This window comes from Alteromonas antoniana (assembly GCF_019249295.1).
GTDB classification, from domain to species: Bacteria; Pseudomonadota; Gammaproteobacteria; order Enterobacterales; family Alteromonadaceae; genus Alteromonas; species Alteromonas antoniana.
In genome coordinates, this window is sequence record NZ_JAESDH010000005.1 from 70,435 (window position 1) to 87,535 (window position 17,101).

At 49.5% G+C, this 17,101-nt stretch carries 15 protein-coding genes and 1 other RNA gene; 9 read left to right on the forward strand and 7 right to left on the reverse strand.

Annotated features, from left to right (window positions below; translation table 11 throughout):
* Positions 1-88 precede the first annotated feature (88 nt).
* Positions 89-811: a YebC/PmpR family DNA-binding transcriptional regulator gene (locus JKP77_RS05555; RefSeq protein WP_218310216.1), complete on the forward strand. Its 723-nt coding sequence runs from the start codon at positions 89-91 to the stop codon at positions 809-811.
* 211 nt (positions 812-1,022) lie between these two features.
* On the opposite strand, the gene JKP77_RS05560 is transcribed toward JKP77_RS05555, so the two are convergent.
* Positions 1,023-1,463, reverse strand: a complete 441-nt coding sequence (locus JKP77_RS05560) for a hypothetical protein (protein WP_218310217.1) — start codon at positions 1,461-1,463, stop codon at positions 1,023-1,025.
* 370 nt (positions 1,464-1,833) lie between these two features.
* On the reverse strand, positions 1,834-2,256 hold the full coding sequence (locus tag JKP77_RS05565; RefSeq protein ID WP_218310218.1) for a DUF4168 domain-containing protein: 423 nt from the start codon (positions 2,254-2,256) through the stop codon (positions 1,834-1,836).
* 317 nt (positions 2,257-2,573) lie between these two features.
* Between JKP77_RS05565 and rnpB the strand changes: the two genes are divergently transcribed.
* Positions 2,574-2,923: RNase P RNA component class A (gene rnpB, locus JKP77_RS05570), an RNA gene on the forward strand.
* Positions 2,924-3,081: 158 nt separating this feature from the next.
* On the opposite strand, the gene JKP77_RS05575 is transcribed toward rnpB, so the two are convergent.
* Complete coding sequence (locus JKP77_RS05575) at positions 3,082-3,795, reverse strand: hypothetical protein (RefSeq protein ID WP_218310219.1); 714 nt, start codon at positions 3,793-3,795, stop codon at positions 3,082-3,084.
* A 309-nt stretch (positions 3,796-4,104) separates the two neighbouring features.
* Here JKP77_RS05575 and JKP77_RS05580 point away from each other — a divergent pair, with 309 nt between their 5' ends.
* Positions 4,105-5,394 carry a DUF945 family protein gene (locus JKP77_RS05580; RefSeq protein ID WP_218310220.1) on the forward strand — a complete coding sequence of 430 codons (1,290 nt, stop codon included), beginning with the start codon at positions 4,105-4,107 and terminating at the stop codon, positions 5,392-5,394.
* Positions 5,395-5,445: 51 nt separating this feature from the next.
* Here the strand turns inward: JKP77_RS05580 and JKP77_RS05585 are convergent, their stop codons facing one another.
* Together JKP77_RS05585 and JKP77_RS05590 are read right to left on the reverse strand one after the other, a co-directional pair.
* Positions 5,446-6,891 carry an O-antigen ligase family protein gene (locus tag JKP77_RS05585; protein ID WP_218310221.1) on the reverse strand — a complete coding sequence of 482 codons (1,446 nt, stop codon included), beginning with the start codon at positions 6,889-6,891 and terminating at the stop codon, positions 5,446-5,448.
* Positions 6,860-7,669: a hypothetical protein gene (locus JKP77_RS05590; RefSeq protein ID WP_218310222.1), complete on the reverse strand. Its 810-nt coding sequence runs from the start codon at positions 7,667-7,669 to the stop codon at positions 6,860-6,862. Before JKP77_RS05590 ends, JKP77_RS05585 begins: the two co-directional genes overlap by 32 nt.
* A 514-nt stretch (positions 7,670-8,183) precedes the next feature.
* Here JKP77_RS05590 and JKP77_RS05595 point away from each other — a divergent pair.
* Together JKP77_RS05595 and JKP77_RS05600 are read left to right on the forward strand one after the other, a co-directional pair.
* Entirely contained in the window at positions 8,184-8,717 is a 534-nt protein-coding gene (locus tag JKP77_RS05595; RefSeq protein WP_218310223.1) for a 3'-5' exonuclease, read from the forward strand.
* Positions 8,714-9,418, forward strand: a complete 705-nt coding sequence (locus JKP77_RS05600; RefSeq protein WP_218310224.1) for an aspartate/glutamate racemase family protein — start codon at positions 8,714-8,716, stop codon at positions 9,416-9,418. Before JKP77_RS05595 ends, JKP77_RS05600 begins: the two co-directional genes overlap by 4 nt.
* On the opposite strand, the gene JKP77_RS05605 is transcribed toward JKP77_RS05600, so the two are convergent.
* Positions 9,409-9,909 carry a hypothetical protein gene (locus JKP77_RS05605; protein ID WP_218310225.1) on the reverse strand — a complete coding sequence of 167 codons (501 nt, stop codon included), beginning with the start codon at positions 9,907-9,909 and terminating at the stop codon, positions 9,409-9,411. The genes JKP77_RS05600 and JKP77_RS05605 overlap by 10 nt on opposite strands.
* Before the next feature lie 313 nt (positions 9,910-10,222).
* Entirely contained in the window at positions 10,223-11,368 is a 1,146-nt protein-coding gene (gene metK / locus JKP77_RS05610; protein ID WP_218310226.1) for a methionine adenosyltransferase, read from the reverse strand.
* Between the two features lie 384 nt (positions 11,369-11,752).
* Between metK and tkt the strand changes: the two genes are divergently transcribed.
* The 4 genes from tkt to JKP77_RS05630 all read left to right on the forward strand — a co-directional run bounded on the left by tkt (position 11,753) and on the right by JKP77_RS05630 (position 17,000).
* Positions 11,753-13,744, forward strand: a complete 1,992-nt coding sequence (gene tkt / locus JKP77_RS05615; RefSeq protein ID WP_218310227.1) for a transketolase — start codon at positions 11,753-11,755, stop codon at positions 13,742-13,744.
* A 24-nt stretch (positions 13,745-13,768) separates the two neighbouring features.
* Positions 13,769-14,794 carry an erythrose-4-phosphate dehydrogenase gene (epd, locus tag JKP77_RS05620; RefSeq protein ID WP_218310228.1) on the forward strand — a complete coding sequence of 342 codons (1,026 nt, stop codon included), beginning with the start codon at positions 13,769-13,771 and terminating at the stop codon, positions 14,792-14,794.
* 18 nt (positions 14,795-14,812) lie between these two features.
* Positions 14,813-15,988 carry a phosphoglycerate kinase gene (locus tag JKP77_RS05625; protein WP_218310229.1) on the forward strand — a complete coding sequence of 392 codons (1,176 nt, stop codon included), beginning with the start codon at positions 14,813-14,815 and terminating at the stop codon, positions 15,986-15,988.
* A 112-nt stretch (positions 15,989-16,100) separates the two neighbouring features.
* Entirely contained in the window at positions 16,101-17,000 is a 900-nt protein-coding gene (locus tag JKP77_RS05630; RefSeq protein ID WP_218310230.1) for a fructose bisphosphate aldolase, read from the forward strand.
* Positions 17,001-17,101: the final 101 nt, after the last annotated feature.

Sequence of the window (17,101 nt, forward strand, 5' to 3'; positions counted from 1 at the left end):
CGCTGTAGAATTCGGTCAATTTTTTGCCGGGCTGACGGATTACTGAGATCGCGACAGCTGGCGTTACGCAACATGCAAGAGAATTAAGATGGGAAGAGCATTTGAAGTAAGAAAGGCGGCCATGGCCAAAACGGCGGGCGCCAAAACCAAAGTGTATTCTAAGTACGGCAAAGAAATTTATGTCTGTGCGAAGAATGGTGGTACCGACCCGGACACCAACCTGTCTCTGCGTCGCCTGATGGATAAAGCAAAGAAAGATCAGGTGCCTGGACACGTCATCGACAAGGCAATTGATAAAGCTGCTGGTGGTGCTGGCGAAGACTTCCAGCCTATGCGCTATGAAGGCTTTGGACCGGGCAACTGTATGGTGATTGTTGACTGTTTGTCCGACAACGCAAACCGTACCATCACGGATGTGCGTAACTGCTTTACTAAAACCAACTCGAAGCTTGGCGCACAAGGTGCGGTGTCGCACATGTTTGATCACCAGGCTGTATTCCAGTTTGCAGGCGATGATGAAGATGCGGTTCTTGAAGTACTGATGGAAGCCGATGTCGACGTGACAGATGTGGAATGTGAAGACGGCAAGGTTACCGTGTACGCACCACATACCGAGTTTTACCAGGTGAAAACAGCGCTCACTGAAGCTTATCCGGATATCAGCTTCGACGCAGAAGAGATGAGCTGGATCCCGCAAACAGAAACCGAAATCAGCGAAGACGATATGCCCATGTTTGAAAAGTTCATGGATATGCTGAATGACTGTGATGACGTTCAGGATGTGTATCACAACGCAATCACGCCGAACTGATATTTTTAGCGGTCACGTTTCTGCATACGTAATTTATACTAGAGATGTTGGCCGTTGACAGATGAAATATGCCCTCATGATTCGAGGGCATTTTTTTGCTTTTCAGGTCAGAGAAGCACTATCACCAGCCGCCGGGGACTACTATTACAGCGCGGCGATGAGTGAGTAGTTGAAAACGGAATAAATGGCCTGGTAAGGCCGTAACTACTGATTAGTCAGCAGCGTTTTGGCTGAACCCTTTTTCTGCCAGCCATGCCAGCGCATTGTCTTCGTCGCTGAACACACCCAGCGGTAAGCCAACATTTCTGTAAATTCGTTCAAACTGAGACTGTACCATGGCTTCCATTGTCGTTTCTCCAGTGACCAGTGCGCCAAGCGCCATGCCATGCTGAGCCCGCCAGGCGATAGATTTTTGCAGCTCCAGCTCGCCGTCTTTGGTCAACAATGCTGAGCCGTGTAGCACCCCTAAAAAAGCCCATTTTTGACCTTCAAAACCAGAAATGACATCAACCATGTCTTTCGCATAACGCGCTATTGCATCTTTATCTGCCATACCTTCTGCAGATACGGCAACAATATTACCCAGTACAGCAATATAATATTGACCATATTTACTCTTAAGCTGCGCATTGGGGTTTTTAAATATTTTCATCTGGTACTCGAGGCAGTCTGTCATTAACGGTGTTTATGCGACTACGGTGTAAACCTGATAATAAAAAAATGACAATTCAGGCATTGGTAGCTACCAATGAACCATGAGTTAACCACGTAGTCAATGTTGTCAATTTGCATTTGCCTGGCTCCTGCTGCCATTTATCAATGGATGAATTGCCACATGCAAAATGAAGGGAAGCGTTACAGAGAGAACCTCGGACGAGGCATGAACTGCGCTATTTCATTGAAGTATAAAAGGTTCACATGCGCTAATACGAAACAGCGTTGCCGTGAAAGCGTATCGGGAAATAAAAAAGCGCGGCGATATTTCGCGGCGCTTCTTCGGTAGCGTAATTGCGAAAGTACAGTTAACTGTCAGCTTTTTGTGCTTGCTGACGTGCTTCCAGTTCCGCTGAAATTTTCTCGGCTATGCGGCTGCGCAAGGCTTTGTTTTGGTTGGCAGCCAGCGAGATTTCACGGTACTTTTCTACTTCCATGCCGCTGTCGGCGATAGCGGTTTCCATTTTGCCTCTGGCTTCTTTCTGAAGCTTCAGTGCTTTTTCCTGATCGCCTGCCGACTGGATCTTAGCCTGGTACTCCTGACCAATAAACTGAACAGACACATAGGCGTCAACAAAGTTTTCAACTTGTTGTTCGGTAACCTGAACCCGTTTGGTGGCCTGCGTATCAGGGGCCGGCATCTGAGTATTTTGCTGCTGAGCTAGTGCTGCTCCCGAGGCAAGTCCAGTTGTCAGAACGGCGGTCAGAAGAGTTTGTTTGATAAGCTTCATTCGAGCTCCTTAACATTGTCGTGAATTACAATCGACAGAAAGAAGTGATGCTTCTGCTGTCGATTTTTTGGCAACTGAATAGGGTCGGGCAATAGTGAGTTCGGAAAGTTCGGATTTTTTTTGAAAGCATAGTGCGGTTGCGCGTAAATTGAGCAGCTCAACACGATACCATGTTGCCTGTGGTAAGTAATTTGCTGTCATTTTCTGGTGCTATACGTCAGACGGTAGTGGTGAGCATTGGCTTATAGCCAGAAGAAATAGGGACGTTAGCAAAATTGTCGTCGCGAACCTGATAGGTATCAGGTAGAATGCGCGCCGGAGTTGGCCAGACAATCGCCGCTTTCTCAGGAAAGGGGAGGAAAGTCCGGGCTCCACAGGGCAGGGTGCCAGATAACGTCTGGGCGGCGCGAGCCGACGACCAGTGCAGCAGAGAGTAAACCGCCTAAGCGCGCAAGCGCCGGTAAGGGTGAAAGGGTGCGGTAAGAGCGCACCGCGTCGCTGGTAACAGTGTACGGCACGGTAAACTCCACCCGGAGCAAGACCAAATAGGCCTTCATTACGTGCGGCCCGCACGGAAGGCGGGTAGGTTGCTTGAGTCAGTGAGCAATTGCTGACCTAGAGGAATGATTGTCCACGACAGAACCCGGCTTATCGGCCAACTCCCCAAATACTGCTGGCTTGCCAACTCATAAAATCGGTAAGGCCTGCAAAAGTCTGCTTTATTCAATTTCTTGGCGGTATGCCAGAGAGAGCCTGGACTTATTCGCATTTGAATGAAATATAAAAAAAGGAGCCGTGCTGGCTCCTTCATTGAGTGTGCTTATCTTACGATTTTCTGAATTTTCTCATTGTCAGTAAAGCAAGACCAAACAAGCCGATAACAGCGGGTTCCGGAACTTTGGTTCCTTCGAAAGCAATATTATCTAAGCCGGCATTGTTTCCACGACCTTCATTCAATCCGAAAGCAGTGATACGGAAAGTGTAATCTTCACCGCCCATCAGGTTTGTACCAGAAAGTGAAAAGCTAACCTCACGCTCGGGAGCGCCATAACTGCTTTCAGAGTTTCCGAAGATTTGAAGGAAATCTTCAGAAGCTATTACGTTCATATCGCCATCGAATAATTCGACAGACATGTTCAATAGACGCTGGACACTCTGAATGCTTCCGCTGTTGTTAAAAATCAGCGCGTCGAAGGTAAACGAGTTTGCTGCAATGTAGGCAAGGGAAGCATCTACGCTGAAAGCGAAGTCAACAAACCATGACCCTTCGTTATGGATATTTCTGTCAACAGCAAAACGGTTGCTCGAATCGGTTGTATCGTGAAGAGCAAGAGCGGGTGCGATTGCGTTGATTTCTTCAACTGTTAAATCACCCAGCCCCATCACACCATCCTGATACCAGGTAATATCGGTCATTTGTGTGCCAGTTACTGTATTACCATCAAGGTTGGAAGAGAACAGGATTGAAGCGTGTGTAGAAGCCGTGAACATCAGCGCTAGTGCTGATAGAACGATCCCTTTGCAAATTTTGATTTTCATTTATTATCCTAACTACTGATATGCTACTAGTCACTTTCAAGGCATAAAACGTGCCGCAATATTAATTACTAATATTTACAGTGTGTTATGGTTGTTTGCATTAGTTTTGATTGCTTGAGTGTAAAAAATCATGACAACAGGAAAGTATATCGGTGGTGCGTATAGTGATGGTTCAATGCCAGTGGTCCATTAACTGCAACAGCGAACTTAGCTCAGAATGACGAGACTTCTCATTTCCCCCACTTGCGTGTAGGCTTAAAGCGCTCCTGTTCCAGGGACAGGCACTGTATTAGTTTTCAAGGAGTTTCTATGCGTATTACCTCTGTCGCCATTGCTGTTGGCGTTGTTGTGGCTGCTGGTGCAGCGGCCACCTGGTACACCAAAAATCAATATAATGAAGCCATCGCTACCCAGCTGGCCAAAGCGACCACCTATTACGATGAGATGGGTATGAAAGTGAGCCGCGATGTGACACAGAGCAGCTTCTTTAGTCTTTCAGATAAAATTACGATTACGGCAACGCGAGCCATGTTTGAACAAATGGACACCGGATATATGCCGACTGATCCGTTTACGTTCAGCATGCTTAGCGATTGCTCTATTCTGCCTTTATATCTTACCTGTGACAGTGTTTTCGAAGCCGGCACCGACGAGCTCTCCTTGATGGTTTCAGAGATGACCAAAGGGTTTGACTATTCGCTGAAGTCTTCTGTCAATGCATTGACGAGTAGCATTCATTACACGTTCGTGTCTGACGCATTGGTTCGCGAGGAAGAAGGCGTATCGATAAACATTAAGCCTATGCGCCTGACCAGTGAAAGCGACCTGTCCATGAGTGAAGCGGAACTGGAGGGAAGCTGGGATGGCATGACGCTGGAGAAAGCGGCTTCCGAGGAAAAAATCACCCTTGGTACGATGGCGATGAAACTGGACATCGAATACCTCGAAGATCTGCTTTACACCGGTGATACTGAGTTATCATTGTCATCGTTTGATCTTAGCAATGCTGCAGGCGGACCCACTCTGGCGGCAGAAAAAATTAATTTCGCGACGAAAACGTGGCAGCGTGATGACGGGGCGTTTGGTGTTAATTATAACGTGACCGGCGATAGTATGGTCGCCACCGGTAACATGCCGATGGAACTAAAAGACATGGTGTTAAAATTTCAGCTTGAAGGGATGAGCCAGGCTGCAATGAAATACCTGGTTGGATACAACAATTCCGCTGCCGATATGCAGAACCCGGAAGCGGTCGCTAAGATGATTGATATCCTTGGTGAAAATCCGTTATCCATGACTATTGAAGATATTTCAGCGGTGTATAACGAAGCGGAAATGGAGGTTGATGGGAAGTTTGACCTGCAACGTTTCGATATGGGAATCTTACAATCTGGTCAGATGCCTGGAATAGTCAGCGGTACGCTGAATATTGAACTGGATGAAAAAGCGCCGCAAGTTCTGCCGAACCTTGCCCCCATGCTGAATCAATATGTACAGATGCAGATGGTGGATGTAGACGAAGAAGGCGATTACTCCTCCACAATCACGATAAAAGATCGCAAAGTTACTGCTAACGGCCAGTTGGTCACCGAGCTGTAATTTCCGCCCGCACCACGGCGTCTGTCCGTGGTGCGCATGTCTCGTTTTACATCAGCGCTGTCTGGCCTGCTCTGCTTCATCGCCCTCACTCTGCGTACGGCTTGACTGTGAGGTCTCCCTGAAATAACAACCCAGCACACAAATAATAATAAAAAAGACGGGTAGCCAGAGGGTAGACAGATTCACGTCGATAGCAGACTGAATCAACATTGTCAGCACACTGCAGCGACACGCCAGCAGGTACGGAGATGCGCCAGCGTTGCTGCGTTTAAACACGCTGCTGAGTAATGCGCCGATAAAAAGTACAGTCAGTCCTGTGCCGATAATACCCTGAGTTGCAAGCGTTTCCAGATAGTCATTATGAGCACGTTGAGACATGCCACTGTTTCCCAGCGAAGCGGGTTTATAATTGTGTTGGACGTAGGGGTAAGTGCCAGCGCCAGTGCCGGTAAGCGGAAAGTCAGCAATAACATGCATTGCGGTTTCGCGAAGCTGCTGCCTGCCATTGTCCTCAAACTCGTAGTTGGTGAAACGTTCAAAAGCGGATGACTGTAAGAACAATAACGCCCCGACGATTACTGCAAGGCTGCCCGCAATAAGCACACGAGGGCGCATCAGTGCACGTCGCCGGTCTGCCTGAAGCAGCACATAACTTCCAAAAACCAACAGTAAACTTAATGACAGCGACAACACTGCCCCGCGAGACGCAGTATTGAGTAGCGTGATGTACAGTAATCCCGTTAGCGTGACAACCGTTGCCAACTTTAAAAATGACAGGCTGAACAGCCAGTGGGTAACTGCGACGTTTCGCAGGCGTATGGACTGATATATCGACATACACCAGCCCGTTCCAAGAGCGACAGACATCGCGAGATAAACTGCATACTGGTTTTTGTAACTGTAGGTCCCGCGGATCCCCTCCTGCCAGGGATAATCCCAGGGTGGGATAGCCGGAACGATATCGAAACGGCCCTCTGTTGCAAAATTAAGCAGGCTGTAAATACTGGTGGCTGCTGCGGTGAGCACCATGACAATAATGAGGAGCTGGGCTGCCTGCCTGAATTGGCAAAGGCGATATACAAGAGGAATAAGCGCTACCAGTGCGGCAAATTTTATCACTTCGGTAAGCGTCGCAAACCGATAGAGGCTCAACGCTGGCGACTCGCTCATCAGCGGGTGGGTGTACCAGGAAAAGGCCGATGGGCTCAACAATTTGAGTAAACTCAGTGGCATCGGGATAAGGTACAGTACGTGATAACAAATCCAGATGACGCCAAATATCACACTGAATCTGACAGCAGAATGACGTACTTTGTCGCGGGAGTGGCTCAGCAACAGCATCGAAAAACTCAGAAAAATCAGAGCAGCGGCGAACATTTGCTCCCATAACAGCTCAGCACCGTGTAGCCATGGTATGACAACCAGCATCGCACAAAGCAGAACTGCCGCTGTTTTTGTCGGTAAATCAGCGGCTCTTAGGGCTAACATATATGGCATGCAAGGTTCTCAGCAAATAGGACGTGTCCCGGTTAGGAGAAAATTGGGTAAACGGTAGGAAGCGCTGATGGGTGTACATTGCATCAAGAATACGATGTCGGCTTTCCTGCTCAGACAGCATACTTTTTATCATCGGACCGCTAAGCGCCTGTAAGTCATCTGGCAAGTAATGCCAGTCAGCCACAACAACGGGTCCTAACAGCCACTGGTTGGTTTTTTCAAGTGCGCCGTTATGTAGCGCCAGACGAAGCGCAGGCAAGCGTTCCTCCAGCGGTAATCCTGATTGCGACTCAAGCCAGACCGTCATGCCAATGGCGGGATAATGCGTAGGCTGTTGCATTCTGACTTGTTCTAACTGATGTCTGGCTGCACTTAAAAAATCCGGCCGCGCACTATTGGCATCTATTCCCGCTTTGGCTCTGATCAGATACAGCTTGGCCAACAGTAACCGCGGTTGCGCGTAGTCGGGGAGTAGTGAGCTCAGTGTTTCTAAACGTGTCTGTATGGTGTTAAGGGTCTGTGAGGAGGCAGGGAGTCGATTAAAAAAAATCCTATCGACCTCATTTTGTAGCGCCCTCGTGTTGAATGACGCCACGCCGATTAGCACCGTCAGCCCTAAAACACAAAGCACCAGCGCACACAGCAGGTTTCGACTGTGGAAAAACGATCCGGCTACTGGTGACTGCCGGCTGTCGGCATCCTTTGTGGGCTGATATTGAAACGCGTGTTGGGGCATTGGCGATTTTATTAGTGGATGGCAGGTGCCATCGTCGTTCATATAAGCATACTAATGCGATGCGAAATTCTTGCCAGTATTTATTTACGCGCACTGCCTCTAAGCCATGGCCGCCGTTACGGTGTTGTGGAGGTACGCAAGACACAAGCAGTTGCGAGAGGATGGAAATTCGGTGTGTAGCATAAAGTCACTGGCCGCATTAACTTTCAGGGGGTGAGCTCACGCGGTCCGTCCTGAGAAGGTAACCAGTTTATGTTAGCCACGCACAGTGAACGCACACAACCCTGACTCTATTTTTATTCTACTGCGCTTTGAATATATCATCATGCGCATGGTGAAAGCTTGTTGAATACCGGTGAGCGGGTAAAATTTACACAATGATGCGTGTTGCAGGTAGGTCCGGTCTTCTCAGGTTGCGCGACGCAAAATCATGGCTTGAATGTATTACCTTGATGCGTGAGATGTTTCCATATTCGTTTTTTATGCGCTTTAACCTTGCACTTATCGCGCATGAGCCGTAGCGTTAGAGTATCGACACGTTTTAAAGGCTTGCAGGTTGCCAACCTTTTTAGACCCCCCCACAATACTGGATGTTGAAGCCAGCGGCTTTGGTTCGAATAGCTACCCGATTGAAATCGGTGTGGCCCGGTCTGATGGTGCGCGCTTTTGTCGCCTGATTCGTCCATTTTCGTCATGGTCGCACTGGGATGATTCCGCTGAGCAGCTTCACGGTATCAGTCGTAAGCTGCTTGCTGAATACGGCGCCGATCCGGTGCTGGTATGCCGTGAGCTTAATACCTTTATGGGGGACAGAACCGCCTATTCAGATGGCTGGGTAGTCGATCATCCCTGGTTGATTAAGCTCTTCGCAGAAGCGGGTGTCCGTATGACCTTCAGGCTGTCTGCACTGGAGTATGTGTTAAACGAGTACCAGATGCATTCCTGGCATGACGTTAAACAGCGTATTCATATTCCGGAGTGCGATGCCCGGCATCGTGCGAGTGTTGATGCAGAACTGATCCAGAAAACCTTTATGGCAACGCGTGAGGCGAGTGATATCGCAAAGCAGTCACAGGCAGGTGCGGGATGAGCAACAACCCGGTTCGCATTGGCATCATCGGTGGGATGAGCTGGCAGTCGACGCAAAGCTATTATCAACAGATTAATCAGCAGGTAGCCCATCGCCTGGGCGGACTGCACAGCGCAGACTTGCTTATTCACAGTGTAGATTTCGAGCAAATCAGTCAGTGGCAACATGATAATAACTGGGGCGCACTCACCGAGGCGCTTTGTCATAGCGCCAGCCTGCTCTGTCAGGGCGGCGCGCAGGCGATTGTTATTGCGACAAACACCATGCATAAAGTGGCGGGCGAAGTTGCCCTCACTATACCAGTACCGCTTATTCATATCGCGGATGCGACGGCAAAGCGCTGTCACCATGTTGGTGCACTAAAAGTCGGATTGCTGGGTACGCGTTTTACTATGGAGCAAGCGTTTTACCGTGATCGGCTTGCCGCTCACCAGCTTGACGTTGTGGTACCGGATGAACCCGACAGAGAGGTGGTTCACAGTATTATTTATGAAGAACTGTGCAAAGGCATAATCAATAACGCATCTCAGCAGCGCTATCTGGAAATCATCCAAAAGCTTCGGGCCCGCGGCGCCGAAGCCATTGTGTTAGGGTGTACTGAAATTGGATTGCTGGTTAAGCAGGAAAACTCGCCGATACCGCTGATAGACACCACTGCCGAGCACGTTGCGGCAATTGTGGACAGAATTTGTCAGAAGTAATAGTGAACCCCTAAGTTCAGTGAATTCACATCGGTTTCACCCACTTCACGGTACTCATACTCCACGGCCATATTCAGGCTATCAACTTCTCCGATGAACCAGCCTACGCTGGCAGCTACACCAGCATTGCCCGGTAACACCAGCCAGTCCAGCGATCGGGTATAAAAGTCATTACTGGCCTGAACGCTCGCAAAAATCCGCTGACCGGATGACGCTGAGATAGTTCTGCTTGCAGACAAACGTATAGAATCGATAGGGGAGTGCTGAGAGATATTGTCAATCCAAACTGAATTATGCGGAACGGCACGATCATGACGAACATCAAATGACCATTTAGGTAACAGCGCGCTTCTGAAACTGATTGCAGACGGTTGTGGCGTGGAAAGCAAGGGAAGCCGAGCTTCAGGCACAGCAACACCGGGTGCATTGTCGGCCATAACCGGACCAGAAAATAAAACAGCAAAAGCAAGCAACCGCCACGGATTGTCCATGTGATGGGTTCCAGTTTGAGTGTTATCGCTACCTGATAGAACGCTGTGCTTATTGTTGTCGCTTCGCCTCACTACCGCTCTCTTTTAAGGCGTTATCGAAGCCACGGACAGTCGTTTTTCAAAGGCATGTTTTTACATTGTAGACTCGTGTACGCCACATTTGAAATTATGGATGAGTCTTTTTTGATTAGTTTACACTCACTTATAGCGCTAAAAGTTATAAGTATTGAAGAAGGTGGTATATAGAGGGGCGATGCGCCTGCGTTGTTGTTTCCGCCATTGCCGACGGTAACAACAACGCGACGATCATCGTTTACACGCTGGCTCGCAGCGCTTCTGCTTTATCGGTTTTTTCCCAAGGGAAAAGATCGCGTCCGAAATGTCCGTAAGCTGCGGTTGCGCGATAGATAGGACGTTCCAGATCCAGCATCTTAATTAAGCCATAAGGACGAAGATCAAAATGCTCACGCACAAGGGCAACCAGAGTGGCTTCGTCAACTTTGCCTGTCCCGAAGGTTTCGATGCTTATTGAGGTAGGCTGTGCGACGCCGATAGCGTAGGAAACCTGAATTTCACAGCGTTTAGCAAGACCTGCTGCCACGATATTTTTGGCAACATAGCGACCCGCGTAAGCCGCTGAACGGTCTACTTTTGATGGATCTTTTCCTGAGAACGCGCCACCACCGTGTCGCGCCATACCGCCATAAGTGTCAACAATGATCTTGCGGCCTGTCAGACCACAGTCTCCCATCGGGCCGCCAATAACAAAACGTCCGGTTGGGTTAATATGGAACTGGGTCTTATTATCCAGCCACTCTGCTGGCAACACCGGCTTGATGATTTCTTCCATCACAGCTTCGCGCACCTGCGCGGTACTAACGGTATCGCAGTGTTGCGTTGACAGAACCACGGCGTCAATGCCTACAGGCTTGTCGTTTTCGTACTTGAAGGTCACCTGACTTTTGGCATCAGGACGCAGCCAGTCTAATTTACCAGACTTACGGACTTCTGCCTGGCGCTGTACAAGACGGTGTGAATACGTGATTGGCGCAGGCATCAGCACCTCGGTCTCATCTGATGCGTAACCAAACATTAAACCCTGGTCACCTGCCCCCTGTTCTTCGGGACTTTGTCTGTCGACGCCCTGATTAATGTCAGGTGACTGTTTGCCAATGGCATTCAACACGGCGCATGAATCAGCGTCAAAACCCATATCAGAATGGGTATAGCCAATATCTTTCACCGTTTGACGGGTAAGCTCTTCTATATCAACCCAGGCAGAGGTGGTAATTTCTCCACCAACCAGTACCATGCCGGTTTTTACATAGGTTTCACAGGCCACCCTAGCTGTTGGGTCCTGCTCTAAAATGGCATCAAGCACCGCATCAGAAATCTGATCTGCGATTTTATCCGGATGTCCTTCTGACACTGACTCGGACGTGAACAAATGCGTGGCCATAAAATCTCCGTGAGTGTTTTCACTAACTAAACGCGGCATTGTACCGATTTAGCATTAAAATACCAGTCTTTACTTCTGGACGTCTAAAAGTCCATTCGTTACGATTTGTTGACAGACCGGACCTGTGTAAATAGTCAAATTGCCAGTTAAGGGTTCAAAAATTCGTAGATCAATGATCAAGAGACCTTAACAGTAAATCGGCAATAATTTTTAATTTCATAATCTGGCTGCCGGATTTGGTAAGTAAAATCCATTGAACTGAATGTGTCCATGAGTAAGAATACTCAAACACTCAGATAAGCGGGCAGACAACGTCAGCGCAGTGTTCACGAATACGCGCGCAAAACGTCAGCTCGATCTTCGAAAAAACAATCAGGAGACCACATGCCTTCTCGCCGTGAACTCGCCAACGCCATTCGCGCGTTAAGTATGGATGCCGTACAACAAGCCAAGTCAGGACACCCTGGCGCACCTATGGGAATGGCCGACATTGCTCAGGTATTGTGGGGTGATTTTCTTTCACACAATCCGAACAATCCGGATTGGGCAAACCGCGACCGCTTTGTGTTATCAAACGGTCATGGCTCGATGCTACTGTATTCTCTGCTTCATCTGTCGGGCTATGACCTGCCAATTGAAGAGCTGAAGCAGTTCCGCCAGTTGCACTCGAAAACGCCGGGACACCCGGAGTATGGTTATGCGCCTGGCGTAGAAACCACAACAGGTCCACTGGGGCAGGGAATTAGCAACGCGGTCGGTATGGCGCTGGCGGAAAAGGTGCTGGCGGCCCAATTTAACCGTGATGGTCATGACATCGTTGATCATTACACCTATGCCTTTTTAGGTGATGGATGCCTGATGGAAGGCATCTCACATGAAACCTGTTCACTGGCCGGCACGTTAGGTCTGGGTAAACTGATCGCGTTCTGGGATGACAATGGCATCTCTATTGATGGCGAAGTGGAAGGCTGGTTTACCGATAATACGCCAGAGCGTTTCCGCGCTTACGGCTGGCAGGTAATTGAAGATATTGATGGCCACGATGCCGAGCAGGTAGCGACAGCAATTAATACTGCGCGTGAAAATACCTCGCAGCCTACGCTGATTTGCGCGCGTACGGTAATTGGATTTGGTGCGCCGAATAAGCAGGGCACCGAGTCATGCCACGGTGCACCATTAGGTGACGATGAAATTGCCAGTACCCGTGAGGCGCTTAACTGGCCACATCCTGCTTTTGAAGTACCAGAAGATATTTATTCAGGCTGGAGCGCAAAAGACGCAGGTCAGAAAGCGGAAAGTGAGTGGAATGCAAAGTTTGACGCTTATGCAAAGGCGTATCCTGAACTTGCCGCAGAATTCAAACGTCGCGTCGCGGGTGAACTGCCCGACACTTTCGTGGCGGATGCAGATAAGATCATCGCTGATCTTCAGGCCAATCCTGACAATATTGCGTCACGTAAAGCGTCGCAAAATGCGTTGAATGCGTTCGGACCACTGCTACCTGAGCTACTGGGTGGCTCTGCCGACCTAGCAGGTTCAAATCTGACAATCTGGTCAGGCAGTAAAGGGGTAGAGAAAGACGACGCCTCAGGCAACTATGTTTATTACGGTGTACGTGAATTTGGTATGTCGGCAATGATGAACGGCATTACGTTGCACGGCGGTTTTAAAGCCTATGGCGCCACGTTCCTGATGTTTATGGAATATGCACGTAATGCGGTTCGCATGGCAGCACTGATGAAACAGCCCGTGATTTTTGTTTACACCCACGATTCCATTGGATTGGGTGAAGATGGCCCGACCCACCAACCGGTTGAGCAAGTTGTCGCGCTGCGTGCCACCCCGAACCTGGATAACTGGCGTCCGTGTGATCAGGTCGAATCTGCTGTATCTTGGAAATCGGCTATTCTGCGCAACGATGGCCCGACGACACTGATCTTTACCCGTCAGGGCATGCCACAACAGTCGCGAACGCCTGAACAGGTGGCGGCGATTGAGAAGGGTGGCTATACGCTGATTGATTGCGATGGCAAACCGGAACTGATTCTGATTGGTACCGGCTCTGAAGTGCAGTTGGCGGTAGAAGCAGCAGAAAAGTTAACAGCCCAAGGCAAGCAGGTTCGCGTGGTTTCAATGCCGTGTACTGATGTATTTGATCGTCAGGATGCAGACTACAAAGAAAGCGTGCTACCTTCAGACGTTACTAAACGTGTTGCGGTGGAAGCCTTATCGAAAGACAGCTGGCACAAATACGTTGGCTTTAACGGTGCTATCGTAGGTATGGACACTTTTGGTGAATCAGCCCCTGCGGGAGACCTGTTTAAACATTTCAACATTACTACTGAGGCGGTAGTTGAGGCTGCACTCTCACTGTAACCCAATCAGGCAACAGGCGGTAATATGTTAAGAGTTGCCATAAATGGATTTGGTCGTATTGGACGCAACGTGTTGCGCGCGCTGTTTGAAAGCGGGCGCAATCGACTTATCGAAGTGGTTGCAATCAATGATGTCGCCAAACCCGAAGGCATCGCACATCTGCTAAAGTACGACACCGCCCACGGGCGGTTTGCTTTTGATGTGCATCTTGAAAATGAAAATCTGATAGTTGCCGGTAATGCCATCCGCTTACTGGCACAACCTGATATCGACTTATTGCCCTGGCGTGAGCTGGGCATCGATTTGGTGCTGGAGTGCACCGGTGTGTTCGATGACAGGGCTTCCGGACAGGCCCATCTTGACGCCGGCGCGCAACGTGTACTCTTTTCCTCGCCGGGCACACCGGATTTAGATAATACGATTATCTTCGGCAGCAACGAAGAAACGCTGACGCCGGAGCAGAGACTTGTCTCTAACGGCTCCTGTACAACCAATTGTATTGTACCGGTCATTCAGGCCTTAGATGATGCGTTTGAGGTAATAAGCGGCACCATTACCACCATTCATTCGTCGATGCATGACCAGCAGGTCATTGATGCCTATCATGACGATCTTCGCCGTACCCGGGCTGCCAGTCAGTCAATTATTCCGGTAGATACCAGGCTGGCCCGCGGTATCGAACGGATCCTGCCTAAGTTTGCTGGCAAATTTGAAGCGATTGCGGTGCGTGTGCCCACGATCAACGTTACGGCGATGGATTTGAGCGTTACCACAACACGCGAAGTCACGATTGCAGAGGTCAACGAAGCACTGGCAAAAGTGAAACATGGCCGTCTGGCAGGCATACTGGATTATACTGAAGAGCCGCTGGTTTCGGTTGATTTTAATCATGATCCGCATTCGTGCATTGTAGACGGAACCCAAACCCGCGTGAGTCACAAACATCTGGTAAAAACGCTTGTGTGGTGTGATAACGAATGGGGCTTCGCAAATCGAATGATAGATACTGCGCTGGCAATGCATCGTGTCAGCCAAACCGATTCAATATAAACAGATAAGGGAAATTCTATGGCTATTCCAACTATGCAGGACGTTTCACTATCTGGTCAGCGCGTGCTGATCAGACAGGATCTGAACGTGCCGGTAAAAAACGGTAAAGTGACGTCTGATGCCCGTATTAAAGCGTCTATTCCAACCATTAAAGCGGCGCTGGAAGGCGGTGCCGCCGTTATGGTGATGTCACACCTAGGTCGCCCGACGGAAGGCGAACCAGAGGATGAGTTTTCGCTGCAGCCGGTCGTAGATTACCTTAATGACGCGCTGGACGCCCCCGTTTCTCTGGTAAAAGAGTATCTGGACGGCGTAAATGCCAACGCCGGAGAAGTGTTGGTACTGGAAAATGTTCGCTTCAATAAGGGCGAAAAGAAAGACGACGAAACCTTATCAAAACAGTACGCGTCGCTCTGCGATATCTTTGTGATGGACGCGTTTGGTACAGCCCACCGCGCACAGGCCTCTACTCATGGCGTGGCAAAATTTGCACCGAAAGCCGTAGCCGGACCATTGCTGGCAGCGGAACTGGATGCCTTAGGCAAAGCCCTGGATAACCCGGCACGTCCTATGGTGGCGATTGTTGGCGGCTCTAAAGTCTCAACCAAGCTGACAGTGCTGAAGTCACTGGCAGAAAAAGTGGACCAATTGATTGTGGGCGGCGGGATTGCCAATACCTTTATTGCCGCCCAAGGGCACAACGTGGGCAAGTCACTGGTGGAAATGGACCTGGTTGACGAAGCGAAACGCTTGATGAAACAAGCCCAGGACAACGGCGGCGATATTCCGGTTCCTACCGATGTGGTGGTTGGAGAAGCCTTTGATGAGAACACGCCGGCAACGCTGAAAGCGGTAAGCGACGTGACTGACGGCGATATGATTTTTGACATCGGCCCGGATTCTTCAGCAGCGCTGGAAACCATTTTGAAAAATGCCGGAACGATTGTGTGGAATGGCCCGGTGGGCGTATTTGAGTTTGAGCAGTTTAGTGCCGGCACCAAATCGCTGTCACAGGCGATTGCAGAAAGTGACGCCTTTTCGATTGCGGGTGGCGGCGATACACTTGCGGCAGTAGATAAATATGAAATCGCTGATAAGATATCGTATATCTCTACCGGTGGTGGTGCCTTTCTGGAGTTTTTAGAAGGTAAAACGCTGCCGGCAGTTGCGGTACTGGAAGAAAAAAATAAATAAAACCAGTCCGTTTGGCGAGAGCCACAAATCGCTGGCGAGACAGTGACGTGCGCCAGCGAAAAACTAACCCTACACCTGCCTGCGGGCAGAAAATACAAAAGGAGTGTTGCTAATGGCATCACAAGCTCAGCAAGCTATGCTGGATAAGGTTAAAACCCAGACCGGTTTTATTGCAGCCCTTGACCAAAGTGGCGGTAGCACGCCAAAAGCATTGAAACTTTACGGTGTTGACGAGTCCGCGTACAACAACGATGACGAAATGTTTGAAATGGTTCACCAGATGCGTACGCGTATCATTACTAGCAACGCTTTTAGTGGCGAACGCGTGCTTGGCGCGATTTTGTTCGAAAACACGCTGGATCGTGATATTGAAGGTATGTCATCTGCGCACTACTTGTGGCAGAAAAAGCGCGTTGTTCCATTCCTGAAAGTGGATAAGGGACTGGCTGATGAGGAGAACGGCGTACAGGTTATGAAGCCTATGCCCGGATTGGCTGCGCTCTTGGCTAAAGCCGTGGCGCAGGACGTGTTTGGCACAAAAATGCGCTCTGTCGTAAAGCTGGCAAATCATGAAGGGATCAAGGCGGTTGTCGAGCAGCAATTTGAAGTCGGCAAGGAAATCCTGGCGGCAGGGCTGGTACCCATCATTGAGCCTGAGGTGGATATCAACAGTCCTGAGAAAGCCGAAGCAGAAGCACTGCTGAAGCTGGAAATGCTTGCGCAGCTGAATATGCTGGAAGAAGGTCAGGAAGTGATGCTGAAGCTGACTCTGCCAACGCAAAGCAACTTCTATAAAGAATTAGTTGATCACCCGCGCGTATTGAAAGTGGTTGCACTTTCCGGCGGTTACAGCCGAGATGATGCTAACGCAAAACTGGCTGAAAACCAGGGCATGATTGCCAGCTTCTCACGTGCACTGACTGAAGGTATTTCGGTTCAGCAATCAGAAGAAGAGTTCGAAGCCACGCTGGATAACGCTATCGAAAGCATTTACCAGGCGTCAAAGGCGTAGACTACACCGCTTGGCCTGTCGGAAGGGGGATGCGGTTCGCGCCTCTTTTCCGGCAGGCTAAGCTACTTCTGCCTGGCTCAGGCACATGCTGGTTCGCGGAA

Excerpts from the sequence above, each read along its gene's own strand:
- JKP77_RS05605 (WP_218310225.1), bottom strand. The coding sequence starts at position 9,909 with ATGGACAATCCGTGGCGGTTGCTTGCTTTTGCTGTTTTATTTTCTGGT.
- JKP77_RS05565 (WP_218310218.1), bottom strand. The coding sequence starts at position 2,256 with ATGAAGCTTATCAAACAAACTCTTCTGACCGCCGTTCTGACAACTGGA.
- metK (WP_218310226.1), bottom strand. The coding sequence starts at position 11,368 with ATGGCCACGCATTTGTTCACGTCCGAGTCAGTGTCAGAAGGACATCCG.
- JKP77_RS05585 (WP_218310221.1), bottom strand. The coding sequence starts at position 6,891 with ATGCCATATATGTTAGCCCTAAGAGCCGCTGATTTACCGACAAAAACA.
- tkt (WP_218310227.1), top strand. The coding sequence starts at position 11,753 with ATGCCTTCTCGCCGTGAACTCGCCAACGCCATTCGCGCGTTAAGTATG.
- JKP77_RS05625 (WP_218310229.1), top strand. The coding sequence starts at position 14,813 with ATGGCTATTCCAACTATGCAGGACGTTTCACTATCTGGTCAGCGCGTG.
- JKP77_RS05560 (WP_218310217.1), bottom strand. The coding sequence starts at position 1,463 with ATGAAAATATTTAAAAACCCCAATGCGCAGCTTAAGAGTAAATATGGT.
- JKP77_RS05580 (WP_218310220.1), top strand. The coding sequence starts at position 4,105 with ATGCGTATTACCTCTGTCGCCATTGCTGTTGGCGTTGTTGTGGCTGCT.
- JKP77_RS05600 (WP_218310224.1), top strand. The coding sequence starts at position 8,714 with ATGAGCAACAACCCGGTTCGCATTGGCATCATCGGTGGGATGAGCTGG.
- JKP77_RS05630 (WP_218310230.1), top strand. The coding sequence starts at position 16,101 with ATGGCATCACAAGCTCAGCAAGCTATGCTGGATAAGGTTAAAACCCAG.
- JKP77_RS05590 (WP_218310222.1), bottom strand. The coding sequence starts at position 7,669 with ATGAACGACGATGGCACCTGCCATCCACTAATAAAATCGCCAATGCCC.
- epd (WP_218310228.1), top strand. The coding sequence starts at position 13,769 with ATGTTAAGAGTTGCCATAAATGGATTTGGTCGTATTGGACGCAACGTG.
- JKP77_RS05575 (WP_218310219.1), bottom strand. The coding sequence starts at position 3,795 with ATGAAAATCAAAATTTGCAAAGGGATCGTTCTATCAGCACTAGCGCTG.
- JKP77_RS05555 (WP_218310216.1), top strand. The coding sequence starts at position 89 with ATGGGAAGAGCATTTGAAGTAAGAAAGGCGGCCATGGCCAAAACGGCG.